At 69.7% G+C, this 16,383-nt stretch carries 21 protein-coding genes; 15 read left to right on the top strand and 6 right to left on the bottom strand.

Annotated features, from left to right (window positions below; genetic code table 11):
* The first annotated feature begins 126 nt into the window (after window positions 1-126).
* Window positions 127-2,508: a hypothetical protein gene (locus ACWCOV_RS16285; RefSeq protein WP_449830055.1), complete on the top strand. Its 2,382-nt coding sequence runs from the start codon at window positions 127-129 to the stop codon at window positions 2,506-2,508.
* A gap of 294 nt (window positions 2,509-2,802) precedes the next feature.
* On the top strand, window positions 2,803-3,990 hold the full coding sequence (gene tuf, locus ACWCOV_RS16280) for an elongation factor Tu (RefSeq protein ID WP_449830054.1): 1,188 nt from the start codon (window positions 2,803-2,805) through the stop codon (window positions 3,988-3,990).
* 39 nt (window positions 3,991-4,029) lie between these two features.
* Here the strand turns inward: tuf and ACWCOV_RS16275 are convergent, their stop codons facing one another.
* On the bottom strand, window positions 4,030-4,287 hold the full coding sequence (locus ACWCOV_RS16275) for a DUF4031 domain-containing protein (RefSeq protein WP_449830053.1): 258 nt from the start codon (window positions 4,285-4,287) through the stop codon (window positions 4,030-4,032).
* Window positions 4,284-4,988, bottom strand: coding sequence for a copper homeostasis protein CutC (locus ACWCOV_RS16270; RefSeq protein ID WP_449830052.1), 705 nt, complete (start codon window positions 4,986-4,988; stop codon window positions 4,284-4,286). Before ACWCOV_RS16270 ends, ACWCOV_RS16275 begins: the two co-directional genes overlap by 4 nt.
* 167 nt (window positions 4,989-5,155) lie before the next feature.
* Between ACWCOV_RS16270 and ACWCOV_RS16265 the strand changes: the two genes are divergently transcribed.
* From ACWCOV_RS16265 to ACWCOV_RS16240, 6 genes are all read left to right on the top strand, one after another.
* Window positions 5,156-6,184: a LacI family DNA-binding transcriptional regulator gene (locus tag ACWCOV_RS16265; RefSeq protein ID WP_449830051.1), complete on the top strand. Its 1,029-nt coding sequence runs from the start codon at window positions 5,156-5,158 to the stop codon at window positions 6,182-6,184.
* 116 nt (window positions 6,185-6,300) lie between these two features.
* Entirely contained in the window at window positions 6,301-6,513 is a 213-nt protein-coding gene (locus tag ACWCOV_RS16260) for a hypothetical protein (RefSeq protein ID WP_449830050.1), read from the top strand.
* 148 nt (window positions 6,514-6,661) lie between these two features.
* Entirely contained in the window at window positions 6,662-7,006 is a 345-nt protein-coding gene (locus tag ACWCOV_RS16255) for a hypothetical protein (RefSeq protein ID WP_449830049.1), read from the top strand.
* Window positions 7,007-7,063: 57 nt separating this feature from the next.
* Window positions 7,064-7,429, top strand: a complete 366-nt coding sequence (locus ACWCOV_RS16250) for a hypothetical protein (protein ID WP_449830048.1) — start codon at window positions 7,064-7,066, stop codon at window positions 7,427-7,429.
* Entirely contained in the window at window positions 7,426-7,830 is a 405-nt protein-coding gene (locus tag ACWCOV_RS16245; RefSeq protein WP_449830047.1) for a hypothetical protein, read from the top strand. Before ACWCOV_RS16250 ends, ACWCOV_RS16245 begins: the two co-directional genes overlap by 4 nt.
* A complete protein-coding gene (locus ACWCOV_RS16240) occupies window positions 7,827-9,350 on the top strand; it encodes a multicopper oxidase family protein (protein WP_449830046.1) in 1,524 nt (507 codons plus the stop codon). Before ACWCOV_RS16245 ends, ACWCOV_RS16240 begins: the two co-directional genes overlap by 4 nt.
* Here ACWCOV_RS16240 and ACWCOV_RS16235 read toward each other — a convergent pair.
* The 3 genes from ACWCOV_RS16235 to ACWCOV_RS16225 are packed head-to-tail and all read right to left on the bottom strand — an operon-like array spanning window position 9,347 to window position 10,724.
* Entirely contained in the window at window positions 9,347-10,009 is a 663-nt protein-coding gene (locus ACWCOV_RS16235; RefSeq protein ID WP_449830045.1) for a DUF998 domain-containing protein, read from the bottom strand. The two genes, ACWCOV_RS16240 and ACWCOV_RS16235, sit on opposite strands and share 4 nt — an antisense overlap.
* Window positions 10,009-10,500: a Clp protease N-terminal domain-containing protein gene (locus ACWCOV_RS16230; protein WP_449830044.1), complete on the bottom strand. Its 492-nt coding sequence runs from the start codon at window positions 10,498-10,500 to the stop codon at window positions 10,009-10,011. Before ACWCOV_RS16230 ends, ACWCOV_RS16235 begins: the two co-directional genes overlap by 1 nt.
* Window positions 10,500-10,724: a hypothetical protein gene (locus ACWCOV_RS16225; protein WP_132212221.1), complete on the bottom strand. Its 225-nt coding sequence runs from the start codon at window positions 10,722-10,724 to the stop codon at window positions 10,500-10,502. Before ACWCOV_RS16225 ends, ACWCOV_RS16230 begins: the two co-directional genes overlap by 1 nt.
* Window positions 10,725-10,848: 124 nt before the next feature.
* Here ACWCOV_RS16225 and ACWCOV_RS16220 point away from each other — a divergent pair, with 124 nt between their 5' ends.
* The 4 genes from ACWCOV_RS16220 to ACWCOV_RS16205 are packed head-to-tail and all read left to right on the top strand — an operon-like array spanning window position 10,849 to window position 12,855.
* Window positions 10,849-11,187: an ArsR/SmtB family transcription factor gene (locus ACWCOV_RS16220; protein ID WP_449830043.1), complete on the top strand. Its 339-nt coding sequence runs from the start codon at window positions 10,849-10,851 to the stop codon at window positions 11,185-11,187.
* Complete coding sequence (locus tag ACWCOV_RS16215) at window positions 11,184-11,654, top strand: SRPBCC family protein (RefSeq protein ID WP_449830042.1); 471 nt, start codon at window positions 11,184-11,186, stop codon at window positions 11,652-11,654. The genes ACWCOV_RS16220 and ACWCOV_RS16215 overlap by 4 nt, the downstream gene beginning before the upstream one ends.
* A gap of 2 nt (window positions 11,655-11,656) precedes the next feature.
* Window positions 11,657-12,280 (top strand): dihydrofolate reductase family protein, encoded by a 624-nt coding sequence (locus tag ACWCOV_RS16210; RefSeq protein WP_449830041.1) that lies wholly within the window; start codon window positions 11,657-11,659, stop codon window positions 12,278-12,280.
* Window positions 12,265-12,855, top strand: a complete 591-nt coding sequence (locus tag ACWCOV_RS16205; protein ID WP_449830040.1) for a dihydrofolate reductase family protein — start codon at window positions 12,265-12,267, stop codon at window positions 12,853-12,855. The genes ACWCOV_RS16210 and ACWCOV_RS16205 overlap by 16 nt, the downstream gene beginning before the upstream one ends.
* On the opposite strand, the gene ACWCOV_RS16200 is transcribed toward ACWCOV_RS16205, so the two are convergent.
* A complete protein-coding gene (locus ACWCOV_RS16200; RefSeq protein ID WP_449830039.1) occupies window positions 12,834-13,487 on the bottom strand; it encodes a peptidyl-tRNA hydrolase in 654 nt (217 codons plus the stop codon). The two genes, ACWCOV_RS16205 and ACWCOV_RS16200, sit on opposite strands and share 22 nt — an antisense overlap.
* A gap of 143 nt (window positions 13,488-13,630) precedes the next feature.
* Here ACWCOV_RS16200 and ACWCOV_RS16195 point away from each other — a divergent pair, with 143 nt between their 5' ends.
* The 3 genes from ACWCOV_RS16195 (at window position 13,631) to ACWCOV_RS16185 (ending at window position 16,357) form a co-directional block, all read left to right on the top strand.
* Window positions 13,631-14,422: a thymidylate synthase gene (locus ACWCOV_RS16195; RefSeq protein ID WP_449830038.1), complete on the top strand. Its 792-nt coding sequence runs from the start codon at window positions 13,631-13,633 to the stop codon at window positions 14,420-14,422.
* A complete protein-coding gene (locus tag ACWCOV_RS16190) occupies window positions 14,419-14,874 on the top strand; it encodes a dihydrofolate reductase (RefSeq protein ID WP_449830037.1) in 456 nt (151 codons plus the stop codon). The genes ACWCOV_RS16195 and ACWCOV_RS16190 overlap by 4 nt, the downstream gene beginning before the upstream one ends.
* 208 nt (window positions 14,875-15,082) lie before the next feature.
* Window positions 15,083-16,357, top strand: a complete 1,275-nt coding sequence (locus tag ACWCOV_RS16185) for a toxic anion resistance protein (RefSeq protein WP_449830036.1) — start codon at window positions 15,083-15,085, stop codon at window positions 16,355-16,357.
* Window positions 16,358-16,383 lie beyond the last annotated feature (26 nt).

Here is a 16,383-nt window from a genome sequence, read left to right as displayed (position 1 = left end):
GGACTCGATGCCGGACGCACCCATCGCGCTGGTCAGGTGACGAGCCGATATCGCTTTGGCCACGAGACTATCCGTAAGCGCCGGATCGGTCGGTACAGGCTCCCGCCGGGTGCGAGACTCCCAGCCATGGACCTGCGCGACCAGTGGAATCGCCTGCTGCCGCACGCGCAGCCGTTGGGCGAGGACCTGCTGGCTCGTTACGCAGAGCAACATCGCCACTATCACGACCAGCGGCACCTGACCGAGGTGCTGGCCACCATCGACGAGCTGGCCGACCAGGCCGAGGACGCCGACACGGTCCGGCTGGCCGCCTGGTTCCACGACGCGATCTACGACCCGAAGGCCGACCCCGGCGAGAACGAGGAAGTCTCGGCCCAGCTCGCCGAGCTCGAGCTCGCGGCGTACGGCGTCGACGCCGACCGGGTCGCGGAGATCGGCCGGCTGGTCCGGCTGACCGCCAAGCACGACTGCGAGCCGGACGACGCGAACGGCGCGGTGCTGTGCGACGCCGACCTGCGCATCCTCGGCATGCCCGCCGAACGGTACGACGAGTACGCCGCGGGGATCCGGCAGGAGTACGCGCACATCGGCGACCGGGAGTTCGCCCGCGGCCGGATGTCGTTCCTGCAGGGCCTGGCCGAGACCCGGTTGTACGCGACCGAGCACGGCCACGACGCGTGGGAACAGGCGGCCCGGACCAGCCTCACCCGGGAGGTCGAGTCCTGGGTCCCTAAGGCGGCCCGGCCGATCGGCGGGCTGATCCCGATCGTGTACCTCGGCGCTGCCCTCGGTGCGGTCGTCGCCGCGTCCGTGCTGCTCGGCCGTGGTCTCGGCGCGGCGGCGAAGTGGCCGGCCGACCCGGACCAGGTCACCGGCTTCCCGGTCTGGGCACCCATCGCCGGTACGGCGTTGTCGGCCGGCCTGGCGTGTGCATGGTTTCGCCGGGCCCAGCCGCGACTCGTGAGCATCCCGGCTCTGACCTTCGCTGTCGTCGGTGTGATCGCGGTCGGCCTGTGCTGGTGGCGCTGGCCGGCTGCCCAGCCTGGTGCGGCGATGTCGGAGCGCTGGCCGTACCTGCTGCTCGCCTCCGTCGCGCTTGTCCTCGCCGGCGCGCTCTTGGCGTTGGCTCGGCGCTTGCGGCTGGCACCGGCGTACGCACAAGCACCACCGCGACTGCTCGGCCTCGGTGTGACCGTCGTGTGCGGGTCACTGCTCGCGTGGATCGTGGTGTCCGCGGGTGAGCCGTTCGTGCAGGCCCGGCTGGAGACAGCCAACACAGTCAGCACCACTACGACCACCAAGCCCGAGCAGCAGCCTGTTCAGCTCGACGGCGCCCTCGCCTGGAGTCGCGAGGTGCCGGCCACCGGCGCCATCGCCGGTACGGCGGGTGGCGTCGCCGAGCTGCGTCCGGACGGCGTGGTGATGTCCGACGCGAACACCGGCCAGATCCGGTGGCGGTACTCCCGGGCCGACGTCGACGACGCGGCCTCCAGCGGTTCGCGGGGCCTGCTGGTCTCCAGCGACGGCCGTACGCTGGCCGCCCACCTTCCGTACGGCGGGACCCGTGCACCTAGCGGGATCGACCTTCCGACGTACGCCGTACTGGATGCGGTGAGCGGGAAGGTGCTCACCGAGGTGCACACCGACGGCACGGCGCTCGCGGTCGACGCGAACCAGCTGCTGGTGTCGGAGGACAGCTACGTCGTGGCGCACGGTGTGAGCAGCCCGACGCATTGGCGGACCCAGCTGCGTTGCGGCGTGACGCAGGGCGAGCTGATGGGCGACCAGGCGGTGGTCGTCGACGCGTGTGGTGGCAACGGTGCCGTCGTACGCGGTCTGGATTTGAAGAACGGCGACCAGCGGTGGGAGGTCGACCTGGGTACGCGGTTCGACCTGAGTGCCGAGCTGGACCCGGCCACGTGGGTCGGTGACCTGGTCGCCGTACCTGACACTCGTGAGGTCTCGGGCCTGATCTGGACCGGCGCTGCGGGCGGCACCCTCCACCAGTGGGCGGTGGATGTCGGCGAGGGCCGCATCATCTGGACGACGCCGGTGCCCGGCACTCCGCGGCCGCGGCTCGGGTCGGCGTCATGTGACGCTCAGCTCGCCGCTACGCCGGCTTCGCTGGTGCTGGTGACCTGCCGGAACGCCACCGATCCCGGTCAGGCGCAGACGTACGACGTGTCCGCGGTGAGCCCGGCGGACGGGACGCCGCAGTGGCACCACCTGCTGGAGGTGCCGCCGAAGCTGCAGCAGCCTGAGTACCCGCGGGACGGGTTCGGCCTGCTGCCGGACGGGCGCGTGGTCACGTTGATGCCGCAGACGAACGGCAGCTGCTCCCCGGTGATGATCGGCACCACCGGCATCCAGCCACGCCCGATCCTCTCCGGCCCGACCGCCGAGTCCGTCGCCCAGTCCGAAGAGGTCACCTGCAACAAACCGGCCGTCACAGTCGCCGGCGCCCGCCCCATCTTCTCCGACGGCACCCGCCTCTTCGCCCTGAACTAGCACCCCAGGAATTCTGTTGCCTCCGGCAGCGTTACTTCCTACCGTGATGCACATGTTCCGCGTGGTTCTCGAGCACGACCTGTCAGGCACCGGCCTGACGGGCGCTCCCACGTGGGCGGCGTCAGTCGATTCAACGACGCACACCGGCGCGCGAAGCCGACCCTTCTCCTGCTGACAGGACCCGCGGAGGAGGGTGGCGCGCTCACCGGCCCCCTCCCGTGCGGTGACAGCGCTGCGGAGGCCGAGCCGGGGGTCCTGGCTCATCGAATCTTCTGACACCCAAAGGAAATCTTCATGGCCAAGAGCCAGTTCGTGCGGACGAAGCCGCACCTCAACATCGGCACGATGGGTCACGTCGACCACGGCAAGACCACCCTGACGGCCGCCATCACCAAGGTGCTCGCCGAGCGCGACCCGGGCGTCAACTCGTTCGTCGCGTTCGACGGGATCGACCGGGCGCCGGAGGAGGTCGCGCGCGGGATCACCATCAACATCTCGCACGTCGAGTACGAGACCGCCACCCGGCACTACGCGCACGTCGACATGCCCGGGCACGCCGACTACGTGAAGAACATGATCACCGGCGCCGCCCAGGTGGACGCCGCGATCCTGGTCGTGTCGGCGCAGGACGGCGCCATGCCGCAGACGCGGGAGCACGTGCTGCTCGCGCGCCGGGTGGGCGTGCCGTACCTGGTGGTCGCGCTGAACAAGGCGGACACCGTCGACGACCCCGAGCTGCTCGACCTGGTCGAGCTGGAGGTCCGTGAGCTCCTGTCGGAGTACGGCTTCCCGGGCGACGACGTACCTGTCGTGCGCGTCTCCGGACTGCGCGCGCTCGAGGGCGACCCGCAGTGGACCGGCGCGATCGGCGAGCTGCTGGACGCGGTCGACTCCTACGTGCCGACCCCGGACCGTGAGCTGGGCGAGCCGTTCCTGATGCCGATCGAGAACGTGCTCACCATCAGCGGCCGTGGCACCGTGGTCACCGGCGCGGTCGAGCGTGGTTCGCTGAAGGTCGGCGACACGGTCGAGGTGGTCGGCCTCGGCCCGACCGTCACCAGTACGGCGATCGGCCTCGAGACGTTCGGGAAGTCGCTGGAGTCCGCGGAGGCGGGCGACAACGCGGCCGTGCTGCTGCGTGGCGTGAAGCGCGACGAGGTCCGTCGCGGCCAGGTCGTGGCACTGCCGGGCAGCGTGCAACCGCACCGGAAGTTCCGGGCGCAACTGCACGCCCTGTCCACCGCCGAAGGCGGCCGCCACAGCCCCTTCGGTCCGGACTACCGCCCCCAGTTCTACTTCCGCACAACGGACGTCGACGGCGGCATCGACCTGGGCGACATCACCCTGGTCATGCCCGGCGACACCGTCGACCTCACCGTGGAACTCTCGAAGCCCATCGCCATGAACCCCGGCCTGGGCTTCGCCGTCCGAGAAGGCGGCCACACCGTCGCCGCCGGCACGGTGACGGAGCTGCTCGACTGAACAACGGCCCTCAGTTGCCACAAGCAACTGGGGGCCGTTTCATCTGCGTTTGCGGTGGCGGAGGCCGGCGGCTATCAGGCGGCGGACCAGTTCTCGGCTGGAGACTGGGGTGGCGCCGGCGGCTATGAGGTCGTCGTAGCGGTCGCTGGGGACGTCGTAGTGGTCGCGGTCGAAGCCGCGGGCGGGGATGCCGGCGGCGCGGGCGAAGGCGTGGAGCTCGTCGTAGGACTCGTCGCTGACGAGGTGGGACCAGACTCTGTTCCAGGCGGGCCAGGCCGGTGGGTCGATGAGGATCATCCGCGCGCGTCCTGCGCGTCGAGCAGGTTGCGCCAGGCCCGGACGAAGCGCGAGTTCACGTACGCCTTCGTCCACGAGCCGTCCTGGCGGACCGACGAGCCGACGTGGAAGCGCCGTACGCCGCTCTGATACAGCCAGGGCACGTGCTCCGGCTGCAACGAGCCGCCGGCCATCATCACCTTCGCCACTGCGGGCTCCTCGTTGGCCAGCTTGCACAGGTCGTCCAGCCCATGACCGACCCCGAGCGACGACCCGGCAGTCAGCACGCAGTCCAGCCCCGGCAGCGTCCGCAGCGCACGCCAGGCCGGCCGTTGCTCCAGTACGGCGTCGATCGCGCGATGGAACGTCCACGGTGTGTCGGCGAACGTGCTCGCCAGCGCCGCCACCGACTCGACGTCCACCTCGTTGTCCGGCGTCAGGAACCCGAACACGAACCCGTTCGCCCCCGCCGACAGGTAGGCCTGCGCCATCGCGGTCAGCCGGTTGAGCTCGGCGCCGTTCGTCGTGAAGGAGTCGGACAGCCGCAGCATCACCCGGAGCGGCAGGTCGGTCGAGCGCCGGATCGCGCTGACCGTCGACACCGACGGCGACAGCCCGTCGGCCTCCATCGCCGCGCACAGCTCCAGCCGGTCCGCCCCACCCTCTTGCGCCGCCTCCGCGTCCGCCGGATGCAGCGCGATGACCTCCAGCAACGACCCCATGGCGGCAATCATCCCAGGTGCCGGCCCGGCAGACGGCGGTACGGCGGAACCCGGAAATAGGTGTTGCACTCCTCCAGAGTCTTCTGTATCGTTTTTCTAGAACGATTTAGAAGAACGATCCAGAAGACTGCCCCGGCAAGCGGCAGCCCCCGCGAAAGGAGACTGAAATGGCAGGCGTCACGCTCAAGACCGTGGCCCAGGCCGTCGGAGTGTCCCCGTCGACCGTCTCCAACGCCTACAACAAGCCCGACCAGCTGTCCGCCGCGCTCCGCGAGCGGATCCTGGCCACCGCGCACGAGCTCGGCTACGCCGGTCCGGACGCGTCCGCGCGGGCGCTCCGCAGCGGCCGGGCCGGCGCGATCGGGGTGCTGTTCACCGACAAGCTGGCGTACGCGTTCTCGGACCCGTACGCGGTCGGCTTCCTGGCCGGCCTGGCCGAGGTCGCCGAGGAGTTCAGCACCAGCCTGCTGCTGATGCCGCTCAGCTCGGCCGACATCGTCGGCGGCAGCAACGCGGTGCAGCAGGCGGCGATCGACGCGGCGGCGATCTTCTGCGTGCCGGGCGACCACCCGGCCGTGGACATCCTGACCGCGCGCGGCATCCCGGCCGTCTCGACCGATCGCGGCGATCGCCCGGAGCTGTCCTGGGTCGCGATCGACGAGGTAGAGGCGGCGGCGAAGCTCGGCCAGCACCTGGCCCGGCTCGGCCACCGCGACATCGTCGTCCTGGTCGACAAGGCCGTCGACGAAGCGGTCGAGCTGACCTTCGACGAGGTCGGCTGCAGCGACTGCGAGGCCCGGATCCTCGGACTGCAGAAGATGCTGCCGGACGCCGAGCTGCGGATCGTCTCCGGCGGGTACAACGCCTTCTCCTCCGGCCTCAAGGGCGCCGAGTACGTGCTCGACTCCCAGGACCGGCCGACCGCGATCGTCGGGCTGAGCGACGTACAGGCGCTCGGCGCGATGGAGGCCATGAAGATCCGCGGACTGACCCCCGGCCGGGACCTGACCGTGGCCGGCTTCGACGACATCCCGGCCGCCGAGCCGGCCGGGCTGACCACGATTCGCCAGCCGATCAGGGACAAGGGCCGCGCCGTCGGCCGGATCCTGCTCGACCCGGCGACCACCGAACGACAGGTGCTGATGCCCACCGAGCTGGTCGTCCGCTCCAGCAGCGGGCCGGCGCCACGTAGGTAACAACCACACAGCAACACCTGGGACCCGCACCGGGTTCCCGGGCCGATCCCCCACGATCTCCGACGGCCGCCCGGCCGCCGGCCGACCGAACACGCTCTCAGGAAGGGAGCAGCACCATGACGTACTTCATCGCAGGCAACACCGCCGTCGAAAACGCTCGCAACCTGGCGCAGTCGGCTCTTCCGAACGCTCCTCAGCAGCCGTACGACGAGCCGGCCCCGCGCCGGACCCTCGCGGTCCGCGCCCGGATCAGCGCCGTACTGCGGACCGCCGCGGAGCGCGAGCTCCGGCTGGCCAACCGGATCGACCCGGCCTGCACCGCGAACTGACCCACCCCACGCGAGGGGATATCCCCGCCAACACAGCCTTCTCCCCTGGTGTACGAGGGGAGAAGGCTGCACGTGGACGGATATCCCCTCGAACGACGGGGGTGGGCGGCGTGGGGTTTGTCGGTACGGCGTGGCACTCTGAAGGGCGATGAACGAGCCCGGGGTGTTGCTGACCGCCCGCGCCATGGTGCTGCACGACCTGGCCGCGCGGGGATTCGACGATGCGGTGATGGTGTCGGTACTCGAGGACGCGGTGGCCGGCCGGCAGTGGTGGCTGGACCAGTGGCCGAACGGCGCCGAGCACATCGCCGGGCTGGTCGCGCAGGACGTCCAGGACCGGCTGGTCGACTCCGGCGTCCGCTGGCCACGCTGCACCGCGTGCGACGACCTCAACGACCACGAGCTCCGGATCGAGCCCGAGCTGGGACCCGACCCGCACTGGGTCTGCGAACGCGCCGGCATCAGCGTCGCACCCCTGGGGCACCTCACGTAGCGCTCAGGGCAATACCTGATTGCCCTACATGTAGCCAGACTACTATTGTCTGTCTACATGAAGTCCCTTGCCGCCCTGAGGCTGGTCGCCGCGACGCACGCGATCGCGATCTGCCTGCAGCCGATCCTGGCCGGCGTCTACCTGAACGGCTCCGGCGGCGCGATCCGGATCCATGAGCCCCTCGGCCTCGCGGTGTCGTCGATCGCGGTCATCCAGTTGCTCATAGCAACGATCTGGTGGCGGTCCGGCGGCCGGTTCGCGGCGCCGCTGGTCTCGCTGCTGGTGCTCACCGGCGAGAGCGTCCAGATCGGCATGGGGTACAGCCGTGACCTCGCCCTCCACGTCCCGCTCGGCATCGCCCTGGTAGGCACCGTGGTCACCTTCGCCTTCTGGACCCGTCGCCAGCAGGCGGTGACCTCATGACGGTACGGCGGCCACGCGCGTCCCTGTGGACGCTGCGGATCGTTCTGCTTCTGCACGCAGCTCTGGTGGTGGCGCAGCCGATCCTGGCCGGCTACTTCCTGTCCGGTGAGGTCGACGCGATGAGCGCGCACGGCCCGATCGGGTCGACGCTGTGGATGGTCTCGATGATCCAGTTCGTCGCCGCGATCCTCTACTGGCTGGCCGGCGGCGGCCGGATCTGGCCGCTGCTGCTGACCGTCGTGCTGTTCTTCGCCGAGTTCGTCCAGCTGACCTTCGGCTACCTGCAGAACTTCGCCGTCCACGTCCCGCTCGGCACGGCGATCGTCGTCACCGTCGTGTGGATGACCGTCTGGTCGTTCCGCCCGGCCGCCCGCCGCAGCCGAAAGGAGCCCTCCGAATGAAGCTGTCCCGCCGTGGTTTCCTGGCCGTTGCCGGCGGCACCGGCGCCGCCCTCACCCTGACCAACTGCGGCCTCGATCCGGCACCGTCACAGGCCGGCGAGCTCCTGCGCAGCCAGGCCAAGCTCCCCGAGCCGTTCCAGGTCCCGCTCCCGATCCCACCGGTGAAGAAACCGATCCGTGCCGAGGCCGGCGTCGACTACTACCGCGTCGTACAACGCAAGGCCAGTCTGGAGATCCTCCCCGGTCTCAAGACCGAGATCCTCGGGTACGACGGCCTGCTGCCGGGACCCACGTTCGACGTACGGAGCGGGCGGACCACTGTGATCGAGCAGGTCAACCAGCTCGACGTGCCGACCGCCGTACACCTGCATGGCGGGCACACGCCGGCTGCAAGCGACGGCTGGCCGCTCGACCTGCTCATGCCGCCCGGCGACCATCAAGGGCATGGCGGTCACCACAACATGACCGGCGGCGACGTGAAGACCGGCAGCCGCGTCTACACCTACCCGAACACGCAGCGCGCCGCGACCCTCTGGTACCACGACCACCGGATGGACTACACCGCACCTCAGGTCTACCGCGGCCTGTTCGGCTTCCACCTGGTCCGGGACGACGAGGAGGACCGTTTACCCCTGCCTGCGGGCGATCGCGAGATCCCGCTCGTCATCGCGGACCGAGCGTTCGCCGAGGACGGCTCGTTCCTGTACCCCGCGGCGAAGGATCGTCCCGGTGTCGAGTCGGCGTACATGGAAGGTGTCGTCGCGGACGTCACGCTGGTCAACGGCGCTCCCTGGCCGGTGCACGAGGTGGACGCGGTCCGCTACCGCTTCCGGATCCTCAACGCGGCCAACGCGCGCCGATACGAGCTCGCCTTCGACAAGGGCCCGGCGAAGTTCGTCCAGATCGGCAGCGACGGCGGACTGCTCGACGCGCCGATCGAGCACGACACGCTCGTGATCGCGCCGGCCGAACGCTTCGACGTGATCGTGGACTTCTCGCCGTACGAGCCCGGTGACGAGGTCACGCTCGTCAACAAGCTGGACGGCAACGCGAACATCCTGCGCTTCAAGGTCGCCCGGAAGGCCACCGACGACAGCAGCATCCCGGCCAGGCTCTCGTCGTACGCCGTGCTGCCCAAGCCGGCCGGGATCGTCAAGCGGAAGTGGAAGTTCAGTCGCGGCGACGCCGGTGGGCACAAGGGCTGGACGATCAACGGGAAGGCGTTCGACCCGGAGGTGATGCAGGCGCAGGTCAAGCTGGACCAGTACGAGATCTGGACCTTCGTCACCGACGTCCACCACCCGGTGCACGTCCACCTCGCGCCGTTCCAGGTGCTGAGCCGAGGCGGTGGCGGCCGGGGCGCGTACGACGCCGGCTGGAAGGACACCGTGGACATCCGGCCGGCCGAGGTGGTCGACGTCCTGGTCAAGTTCACCGCCCACAAGGGCAAGTACCTGATCCACTGCCACAACCTCGAGCACGAGGACATGGCGATGATGGCCGGCTTCGAGACGGTCTAGGTACGGCGGAGGACGCGGACGGTCAGCGCGAACAGCCAGGCCCAGCCGATCGTGACAGCCAGCCGCTGGAAGAGGCCGGCCACGTCGACCAGGGACTGATTCTGGTCGAAGCCGACGCCGGCCAGCAGGAACGTCGTGACGAAGGCGGTTGCGCTGAGCAACGAATAGACGCGCCACTTCCAGCCGTTGCCGCCGGAGAGCACGACCTGGGCCGCCGCGAGGGCGAGGAAGGCGGGGAGCGAGAAGGCGTCGTGGAGTGCGCCGATCGTGGTGTACTCCAAGGCGTTCGGCGTACCCAGTGGGAAGCCGCTCACCGGGTCGGTCACGAACACGCCGGCGCCGACCAGGCCGAGACCCCAGATGCCGATCAGTACGGCGCCGGCGCGTAGGCCGGATCGCCAGAGGCCGACCGCGCACGCGATGGTCAGCAGACCGCAGACCAGGAAGTTGGCGGTCTGCACCCAGCCTTGATCGCCGAGCGCCAGCGAGCTGACCGGGTGGCGCATGGGGTCGTACCCGGAACCCTTCAGCCAACCCTGGATCAGGAAGGCGACGACGAAGAGCGGGCCGGCGAGCAGTCCGCAGGAGACCAGGCGGCGAGTCGACGGGTGCCGGCCAGTCGGCTCGGCCCGCGCCGGTGCCCTGCGTGGGCCGACCATCAGCGGATGCCTTCGGCGAGGGCTTCGGCGGCTCGGGCCCGGAGCGCGGCGCGGTCCACACCTGCGATCGCGAGCGCGCGGGCGACGCGGTTGCGGTCGGAGTCCAGGATGCCGACCAGGATGCGGACCGATCCGATCCGGGTGCCACCGACTCGAGGCTCGGCGTCCAGCGCTCGCTTCAGCAGCAGCCGCACCGACTCGCCGATCTGCGGGTCCCGGCTGTGGTCAGGTGTTGCCTCCGGCAACAGCCCGATCCGGACCGCGATCCCGGCGATGGCCAGGCTGTGTTCCCACTCGCGATCCAGGGCGGCCCGGATCGCCTCCTCGGTCAGCCCGGCGTCGGCCAGCAACCGTGCGGCCGGGTTGTCCGCCATCCCGGCCAGCGCCAGCAGCACGTGCTCGGCCTCGATGGTCCGGGATCCGTCCCGGCGGGCGACCTCCCGCGCACCACGCACCAGGATGGTGCGAACGTCCTTCGCGTCGGACGACATCAGCGCCTCCTCAGGGCGACACCCGCGGCGATCAGCCGCTTGGCGTGCTTCTTGTGAACGGCCTGCCGGGTGACCCCCAGCACCTCGGCCACGTCGGACCAGCTCCAGCCGGCCCGCATCGCCTGCTCCACCTGGCTGTCCTCTAGCCGGTCGGCCAGCCGGCGCAACGCCACCACCGCGGCCAGGCCGGCCGCGGGGTCCTCGGGATCCACCAACTCGGTCATCTAAGCAACTTAGGTTGACAACGCTCGATTGTCAACCAAAGTTGCTAGACCCTGACACTTGACGTCCGGCGAACCATCTCCCTATATTCAACACATCGGTTGATCAAGGAAATGGTTGATAAAGATGCCGGTTGACGACGACCAGCTCGACAAGGCCTTCGCCGCGCTCGGCGACCCGGTCCGGCGAGCGATGATCGCGCGGCTGTCCCGCGGCCCGGCCACCGTCAACGAGCTGGCCGAACCGTTCCCGATCACCAAGCAGGCGGTGTCGCGGCACATCCAGGTGCTGGAGACCGCCGGGCTGATCACCCGGACCCGGGACGGCCAGCGCCGTCCCTGCCACCTGGTGCCGGCCGCCCTCGAGGCCCTGACGAGCTGGATCGACGAGTACCGGCTGGAGACCGAACGCCGATTCCGCCGGATGGACGCCGTACTGAAAACCGTGAAGGAGCAGGAGCAATGAACGCCACCACCATCAACACCCCGGCCGGCACCCCGTTCGTCGAGGTGACCCGCGAGTTCAACGCCACCCCGGCCCAGCTGTTCAGGATCATGACCGACCCGGACCTGGTCGCCCAGTGGCTCGGCCCGCGCGACCTCGACGCGACGATCGAGAAGTACGACGTACGCCCCGGCGGCAGCTACCGGTACGTCCACCGCGACGAGTCCGGCGAGTACGCCTTCCGCGGTGTCTTCCACACCGTCGAGCAGGACAAGCTGGTCATCCAGACCTTCGAGTGGGAAGGCGCTCCGGGTGAGGTCTGCATCGAGAAGATGACCCTCGAGCCCACCGCGACCGGCGTCCGGCTGAACCAGCGCTCGGTGTTCCCGTCGGTCGAGGCCCGCGACCAGTCGATCGAGTACGGCATGAAGGACGGCATCAACGACTCGATGGACCGCCTCGCCGAGCTGCTCGTCAAGGAGGCCTGATCATGAGCCAGGTCGTGGTCGACATCTCGGTGTCCCTGGACGGCTACGTCACCGGGCCCAACGTCAGCCTGGACAACGGGCTCGGCGACGGCGGCGAGGCGCTGCACGAGTGGGCGCTGAACGGCGACGCCGACGATCTCGCCGTACTGAACGCCGCCTTCGACGCCACCGGCGCGGTGATCCAGGGCCGGAACCTGTTCGACATCATCGACGGTCCGCACGGCTGGAACGACGAGATGGGGTACGGCGCCAAGCCGACCGGCGAGGTGAATCCGCCGGTCTTCGTGGTGACCCACTCGGCGCCGGAGCAGACCCGGCTGGGCGATCGGTTCCGGTTCGTCGGCTCGGTCGAGGACGCCGTCGCCCAGGGCCGGGAGGCCGCCGGCGACAAGGACGTCTATGTGATGGGTGGCGGGCAGATCTGCCACCAGGTGCTCGCCGCCGGGCTGGCCGACGTACTGCGGTTGCACATCGCTCCGGTCGTCCTGGGTGCCGGGACCCGGTTGTTCCCGGCCGACGCGGCGCCGACGTACTCGCTGGACCTGATCGAGATGGTCTCCACCCCGGCCGCGCAGCATCTCACCTACCGGGTCAAGAAGGAGAAGGTGTCATGGGCAACGTCGTAGCCTCCGCCGTCGTCTCCCTCGACGGTTTCGTCGCGGATCCCGAGGACGGGATCGGCGCGCTGTTCGACTGGTACTACAACGGCTCCGTCGAGATCTACGGCAACGACCCGGGGCGGCCGTTCCACGTCACCCAGGCGAGTGCCGACTACCTCAACTCGGTCTGGCCGAACACGCGGGTCTGCGTGATCGGGCGAAAGCTGTTCGACATCACCAACGGCTGGAACGGCGTCCCCGCGGTCGGCGACCACGTGGTCGTCGTGACCCACGAGGCGCCCACCGACTGGCCGTTCCCGGACGCGCCGTACACGTTCGTCAGCGGGATCGAGGCGGCGATCGCGAAGGCCAAGGAGCTCGCCGGCGACGGTGACGTCGCGGTGACCGGCGGCAACCTGACCGGCCAGGCGCTGGCGGCCGGCCTGGTCGACGAGATCGCCTACAACCTCGCCCCGGTCGTGTTCGGCAGCGGCGTGAAGTTCTTCGGCGACTACGCCGGCGACCACGTCCTGCTCGACAACCCGAAGGTCGTCGAGGGCGACCGGGTCACCCACCTGCACTACCGCGTCAGCAAAGGGTGAGCCGCGATGACGGTCCGCGAGCCCGGCGCCACCTCGGTGAAGCCGGCGTCCTGGACCACGGGGAGTCCGCTCCTCAACAGTTCCTGCCAGTGCTCAGGGGTGGCGGTGCGCACCGCCAAGGCGAAGTCCGCCGCCACCCACTCCTTTCGTCCCCTGGCTGACAGCGCCCACCAGGCCAGGTGCGCCGCGTGGCCGCACTGAGCCGCGGCCTTCCCGCTGGACATCTCCAGCCCCGGGTTGATCCACAGCACCGGCAGCCCCGGCTGCACCGCCGGCAGTTCCTCCGGATCCTCGAAGTCCGTGCCCGTCACCTGCAGCTTCGCGAGATCCTTCGGCACGGCGTCCAGCGGCACCGGCGGGAACACCCGGACCTCCGCGGTCGAACCGTGCACGGTGATCCCCGGCAGCGCCTCGGCCCGACGCCACTCCGCCCCGCGCGCCCGCCGTACCACCTTCCGGATCCGGTCGTCCTGCCAGGCGTGCATCGCCTCGGCCCACTCCCCCTCGCCGGCCGACCGCTCGTCGGCAAGAATCGCCAGCACCGCCCGCGCCGCGGTCTCCAACGCATCCGTCTGCCCCGGCCGCGCACTCTTCTCGACCCGCACCACCAAGGTCAGCACGTACTCGTCCACCCCGCGAGTCTGTCAGGCCGGACCCCCACGCCATCACAACGCCCAGCCTCGCGCCGCCGGCCGGTGGGGTGGCGCGAAACGGGCGCAGTTGTGATGGCCTGGCGGTTCGCCGTTGTGTCGGCGATGGGTGTTAGCTTGGCGGCATGCAGCAGTACCTGGAGCTTCTTCGGCACGTGCTGGACAACGGGGTCGAGAAGGGCGACCGGACGGGGACGGGCACGCTGAGTGTGTTCGGGCATCAGTCGCGGTACGACCTTCGCGCCGGCTTCCCGGCGGTGACGACGAAGAAGCTGCACCTGCGCTCGGTGATCGGCGAGCTGATCTGGTTCCTCAGCGGCTCGACCAACGTCAAGTGGCTGCACGAGAACAACATCTCGATCTGGGACGAGTGGGCCGACGCCGACGGCGAGCTCGGCCCGGTCTACGGCTACCAGTGGCGGTCCTGGCCGACGCCGGACGGCCGGCACGTGGACCAGATCGCCGGCGTGATCGAGTCGATCAAGAACAACCCCGACTCCCGCCGGCACATCGTGAACGCCTGGAACGTGGCGGACGTGGACGAGATGGCGTTGCCGCCGTGCCACACGATGTTCCAGTTCTACGTCGCCGACGGGCGGCTGTCCTGCCAGCTGTACCAGCGGTCCGCCGACATCTTCCTCGGGGTCCCGTTCAACATCGCGTCGTACGCGCTGCTGACCCACATGGTGGCGCAGCAGACCGGGCTCGAGGTGGGCGACTTCGTCCACACGCTCGGCGACGCGCACTTGTACCTGAACCACCTGGACCAGGCCCGGCTGCAGCTCACCCGCGAGCCCCGGCCGCTGCCGACCCTGAAGCTGAACCAGCGCGACGCGATCGACGGCTACGAGATCGCGGACGTCGAGCTGCTCGGCTACGACCCGCACCCCGGAATCAAGGCGCCCATCGCGGTATGAGCGTGATTCTGATCGCCGCGGTCGGCGCCAACGGCGTGATCGGGCGGGACAACGACCTGCCGTGGCGGATCCGCGAGGACCTGCACCACTTCAAGGCGCTAACGCTCGGCCACACGCTGGTGATGGGCCGCAAGACTTACGACTCGATCGGCCGCCCGCTGCCGGGCCGCCGTACCGTCGTCGTCACCCGTCAGCGCGATTGGACCGCCGACGGCGTCGACGTCGTCCACACCCTCGAAGAGGCGCTCAAGTACGACGGGGACCGCTACGTCGCCGGCGGCGGTGAGATCTACCGCCAGTCCCTCCCGTACGCCGACCGCCTCGAGCTCACCGAGGTCGCCCAGTCCCCCACCGGCGACGTCACCTTCCCCAGCCTCGACCCCCACGCCTGGCTCGAGACCGCCCGCGACCCCCACGACGGCTTCACCTTCGTCAGCTACCGGCGCAAGTAGGTCGTGGCTGGTGGCCCCCCGCCGTCGCGAGCAGGTGCTCGGCGAGGTGCCGTGCCGAGTGCCGCGCAGTAGGCGGGGGGCCACCAGGCACGACCTAACAACGAGTGCGCAACAGGGGAGCCAGGAAACCCTGGAACCGCGTAGATTGTGTGCGCGTCACGGAGGTGACACTGCACTGGCCGGGGGCACCGCGTGGAGGGGAACGACCATGACTGAAGCCGACAACACTGCAGGTACGCCGGGGGCTGCCGCTCCGGCGCCCGCTGCCGCCGCTCAGCCGCTGCAGCCACCGACGGCCACCGCGCCGGGGCTGATACTGACCGCGCCACCTCCGTCACAGCCGGTAGCCGCGACGGCCGCGCCGAGTATGGCGCCGGCGGTCGACCCGGCCGCGCTGCCCGGGCTGGACTCGAAGGTGGACACCTTCCTGACCGCGCTGATGTCGGCCGAGCCGCGGTCGCCGGAGTTCGCCGCCAAGGCCAGTGACGTCCGCAGCATGGGCGACGTCGACATCCGCGCCGCCGCCGACAGCTCGAACCGGCTGCTGCAGTCGCCGGTCCGGGCGCTGCAGGAGGGCGGCCTGTCCGAGGGCTCGACGGTCGGCAAGACGCTGCTCGAGCTGCGCCGTACGGTCGAGGAGCTGGACCCGAAGGAAGCCACCGGGGTCAAGAAGCTGCTCGGGCTGATCCCGTTCGGGGACAAGATCGAGGACTACTTCCGCAAGTACCAGACCGCGCAGAGCCACCTCGAGGGCATCCTGCACGCGCTGCGCAACGGCCAGGACGAGCTTGGCAAGGACAACGCCGCGCTGAACCTGGAGAAGCAGCAGCTCTGGGACGCGATGACCCGGCTGAACCAGTACGTGTACGTCGCCGAGCGGCTGGACGCCCGGTTGTCGGCGGCCATCGCCGAGCTGGAGACGACCAACCCGGACAAGGCGAAGGCGTTCCGCGAGGACGTGCTGTTCTACGTCCGGCAGAAGCACCAGGACCTGCTCACCCAGCTGGCGGTGTCGATCCAGAACTACCTGGCCATCGACATCGTGATCAAGAACAACATCGAGCTGATCAAGGGTGTCGACCGGGCGTCCACGACCACGGTCTCGGCGCTGCGCACAGCGGTCATCGTGGCGCAGGCGCTGAGCAACCAGAAGCTGGTGCTGGACCAGATCAGCGCGCTGAACACCACCACCAGCGGGATGATCGAGCGGACCTCGCAGATGATGCGGGACAACTCGGTGGCGATCCAGCAGCAGGCCGCGTCGGCGACGATCGGGCTGCCGCAACTGCAGGCCGCGTTCGCGAACATCTACGCGACCATGGACGCGATCGACACCTTCAAGGTGGAGGCGCTGGACAACATGGCCGCCACCATCGGCACGCTGGAGACCGAGGTGACCAAGTCCCGCGCGTACCTGGACCGGGTCTCACAGCAGGACCAGCGCGTCGTGCACGGCAGCCTCGACCTCGACCTCGGTCGCTGACACGGGTACATGGGCTGGGGGACGGG

The organism is Kribbella sp. NPDC002412, from assembly GCF_053592935.1.
Note: the sequence above shows the minus strand (reverse complement) of the source record. Positions and strands in the feature narration are given on the sequence as shown.

Bases quoted from the DNA above. Each gene is read 5' to 3' on its own strand.
- ACWCOV_RS16285 (WP_449830055.1), top strand. From the start codon at position 127: ATGGACCTGCGCGACCAGTGGAATCGCCTGCTGCCGCACGCGCAGCCG.
- tuf (WP_449830054.1), top strand. From the start codon at position 2,803: ATGGCCAAGAGCCAGTTCGTGCGGACGAAGCCGCACCTCAACATCGGC.
- ACWCOV_RS16275 (WP_449830053.1), bottom strand. From the start codon at position 4,287: ATGATCCTCATCGACCCACCGGCCTGGCCCGCCTGGAACAGAGTCTGG.
- ACWCOV_RS16270 (WP_449830052.1), bottom strand. From the start codon at position 4,988: ATGGGGTCGTTGCTGGAGGTCATCGCGCTGCATCCGGCGGACGCGGAG.
- ACWCOV_RS16265 (WP_449830051.1), top strand. From the start codon at position 5,156: ATGGCAGGCGTCACGCTCAAGACCGTGGCCCAGGCCGTCGGAGTGTCC.
- ACWCOV_RS16260 (WP_449830050.1), top strand. From the start codon at position 6,301: ATGACGTACTTCATCGCAGGCAACACCGCCGTCGAAAACGCTCGCAAC.
- ACWCOV_RS16255 (WP_449830049.1), top strand. From the start codon at position 6,662: ATGAACGAGCCCGGGGTGTTGCTGACCGCCCGCGCCATGGTGCTGCAC.
- ACWCOV_RS16250 (WP_449830048.1), top strand. From the start codon at position 7,064: ATGAAGTCCCTTGCCGCCCTGAGGCTGGTCGCCGCGACGCACGCGATC.
- ACWCOV_RS16245 (WP_449830047.1), top strand. From the start codon at position 7,426: ATGACGGTACGGCGGCCACGCGCGTCCCTGTGGACGCTGCGGATCGTT.
- ACWCOV_RS16240 (WP_449830046.1), top strand. From the start codon at position 7,827: ATGAAGCTGTCCCGCCGTGGTTTCCTGGCCGTTGCCGGCGGCACCGGC.
- ACWCOV_RS16235 (WP_449830045.1), bottom strand. From the start codon at position 10,009: ATGGTCGGCCCACGCAGGGCACCGGCGCGGGCCGAGCCGACTGGCCGG.
- ACWCOV_RS16230 (WP_449830044.1), bottom strand. From the start codon at position 10,500: ATGTCGTCCGACGCGAAGGACGTTCGCACCATCCTGGTGCGTGGTGCG.
- ACWCOV_RS16225 (WP_132212221.1), bottom strand. From the start codon at position 10,724: ATGACCGAGTTGGTGGATCCCGAGGACCCCGCGGCCGGCCTGGCCGCG.
- ACWCOV_RS16220 (WP_449830043.1), top strand. From the start codon at position 10,849: ATGCCGGTTGACGACGACCAGCTCGACAAGGCCTTCGCCGCGCTCGGC.
- ACWCOV_RS16215 (WP_449830042.1), top strand. From the start codon at position 11,184: ATGAACGCCACCACCATCAACACCCCGGCCGGCACCCCGTTCGTCGAG.
- ACWCOV_RS16210 (WP_449830041.1), top strand. From the start codon at position 11,657: ATGAGCCAGGTCGTGGTCGACATCTCGGTGTCCCTGGACGGCTACGTC.
- ACWCOV_RS16205 (WP_449830040.1), top strand. From the start codon at position 12,265: ATGGGCAACGTCGTAGCCTCCGCCGTCGTCTCCCTCGACGGTTTCGTC.
- ACWCOV_RS16195 (WP_449830038.1), top strand. From the start codon at position 13,631: ATGCAGCAGTACCTGGAGCTTCTTCGGCACGTGCTGGACAACGGGGTC.
- ACWCOV_RS16190 (WP_449830037.1), top strand. From the start codon at position 14,419: ATGAGCGTGATTCTGATCGCCGCGGTCGGCGCCAACGGCGTGATCGGG.
- ACWCOV_RS16185 (WP_449830036.1), top strand. From the start codon at position 15,083: ATGACTGAAGCCGACAACACTGCAGGTACGCCGGGGGCTGCCGCTCCG.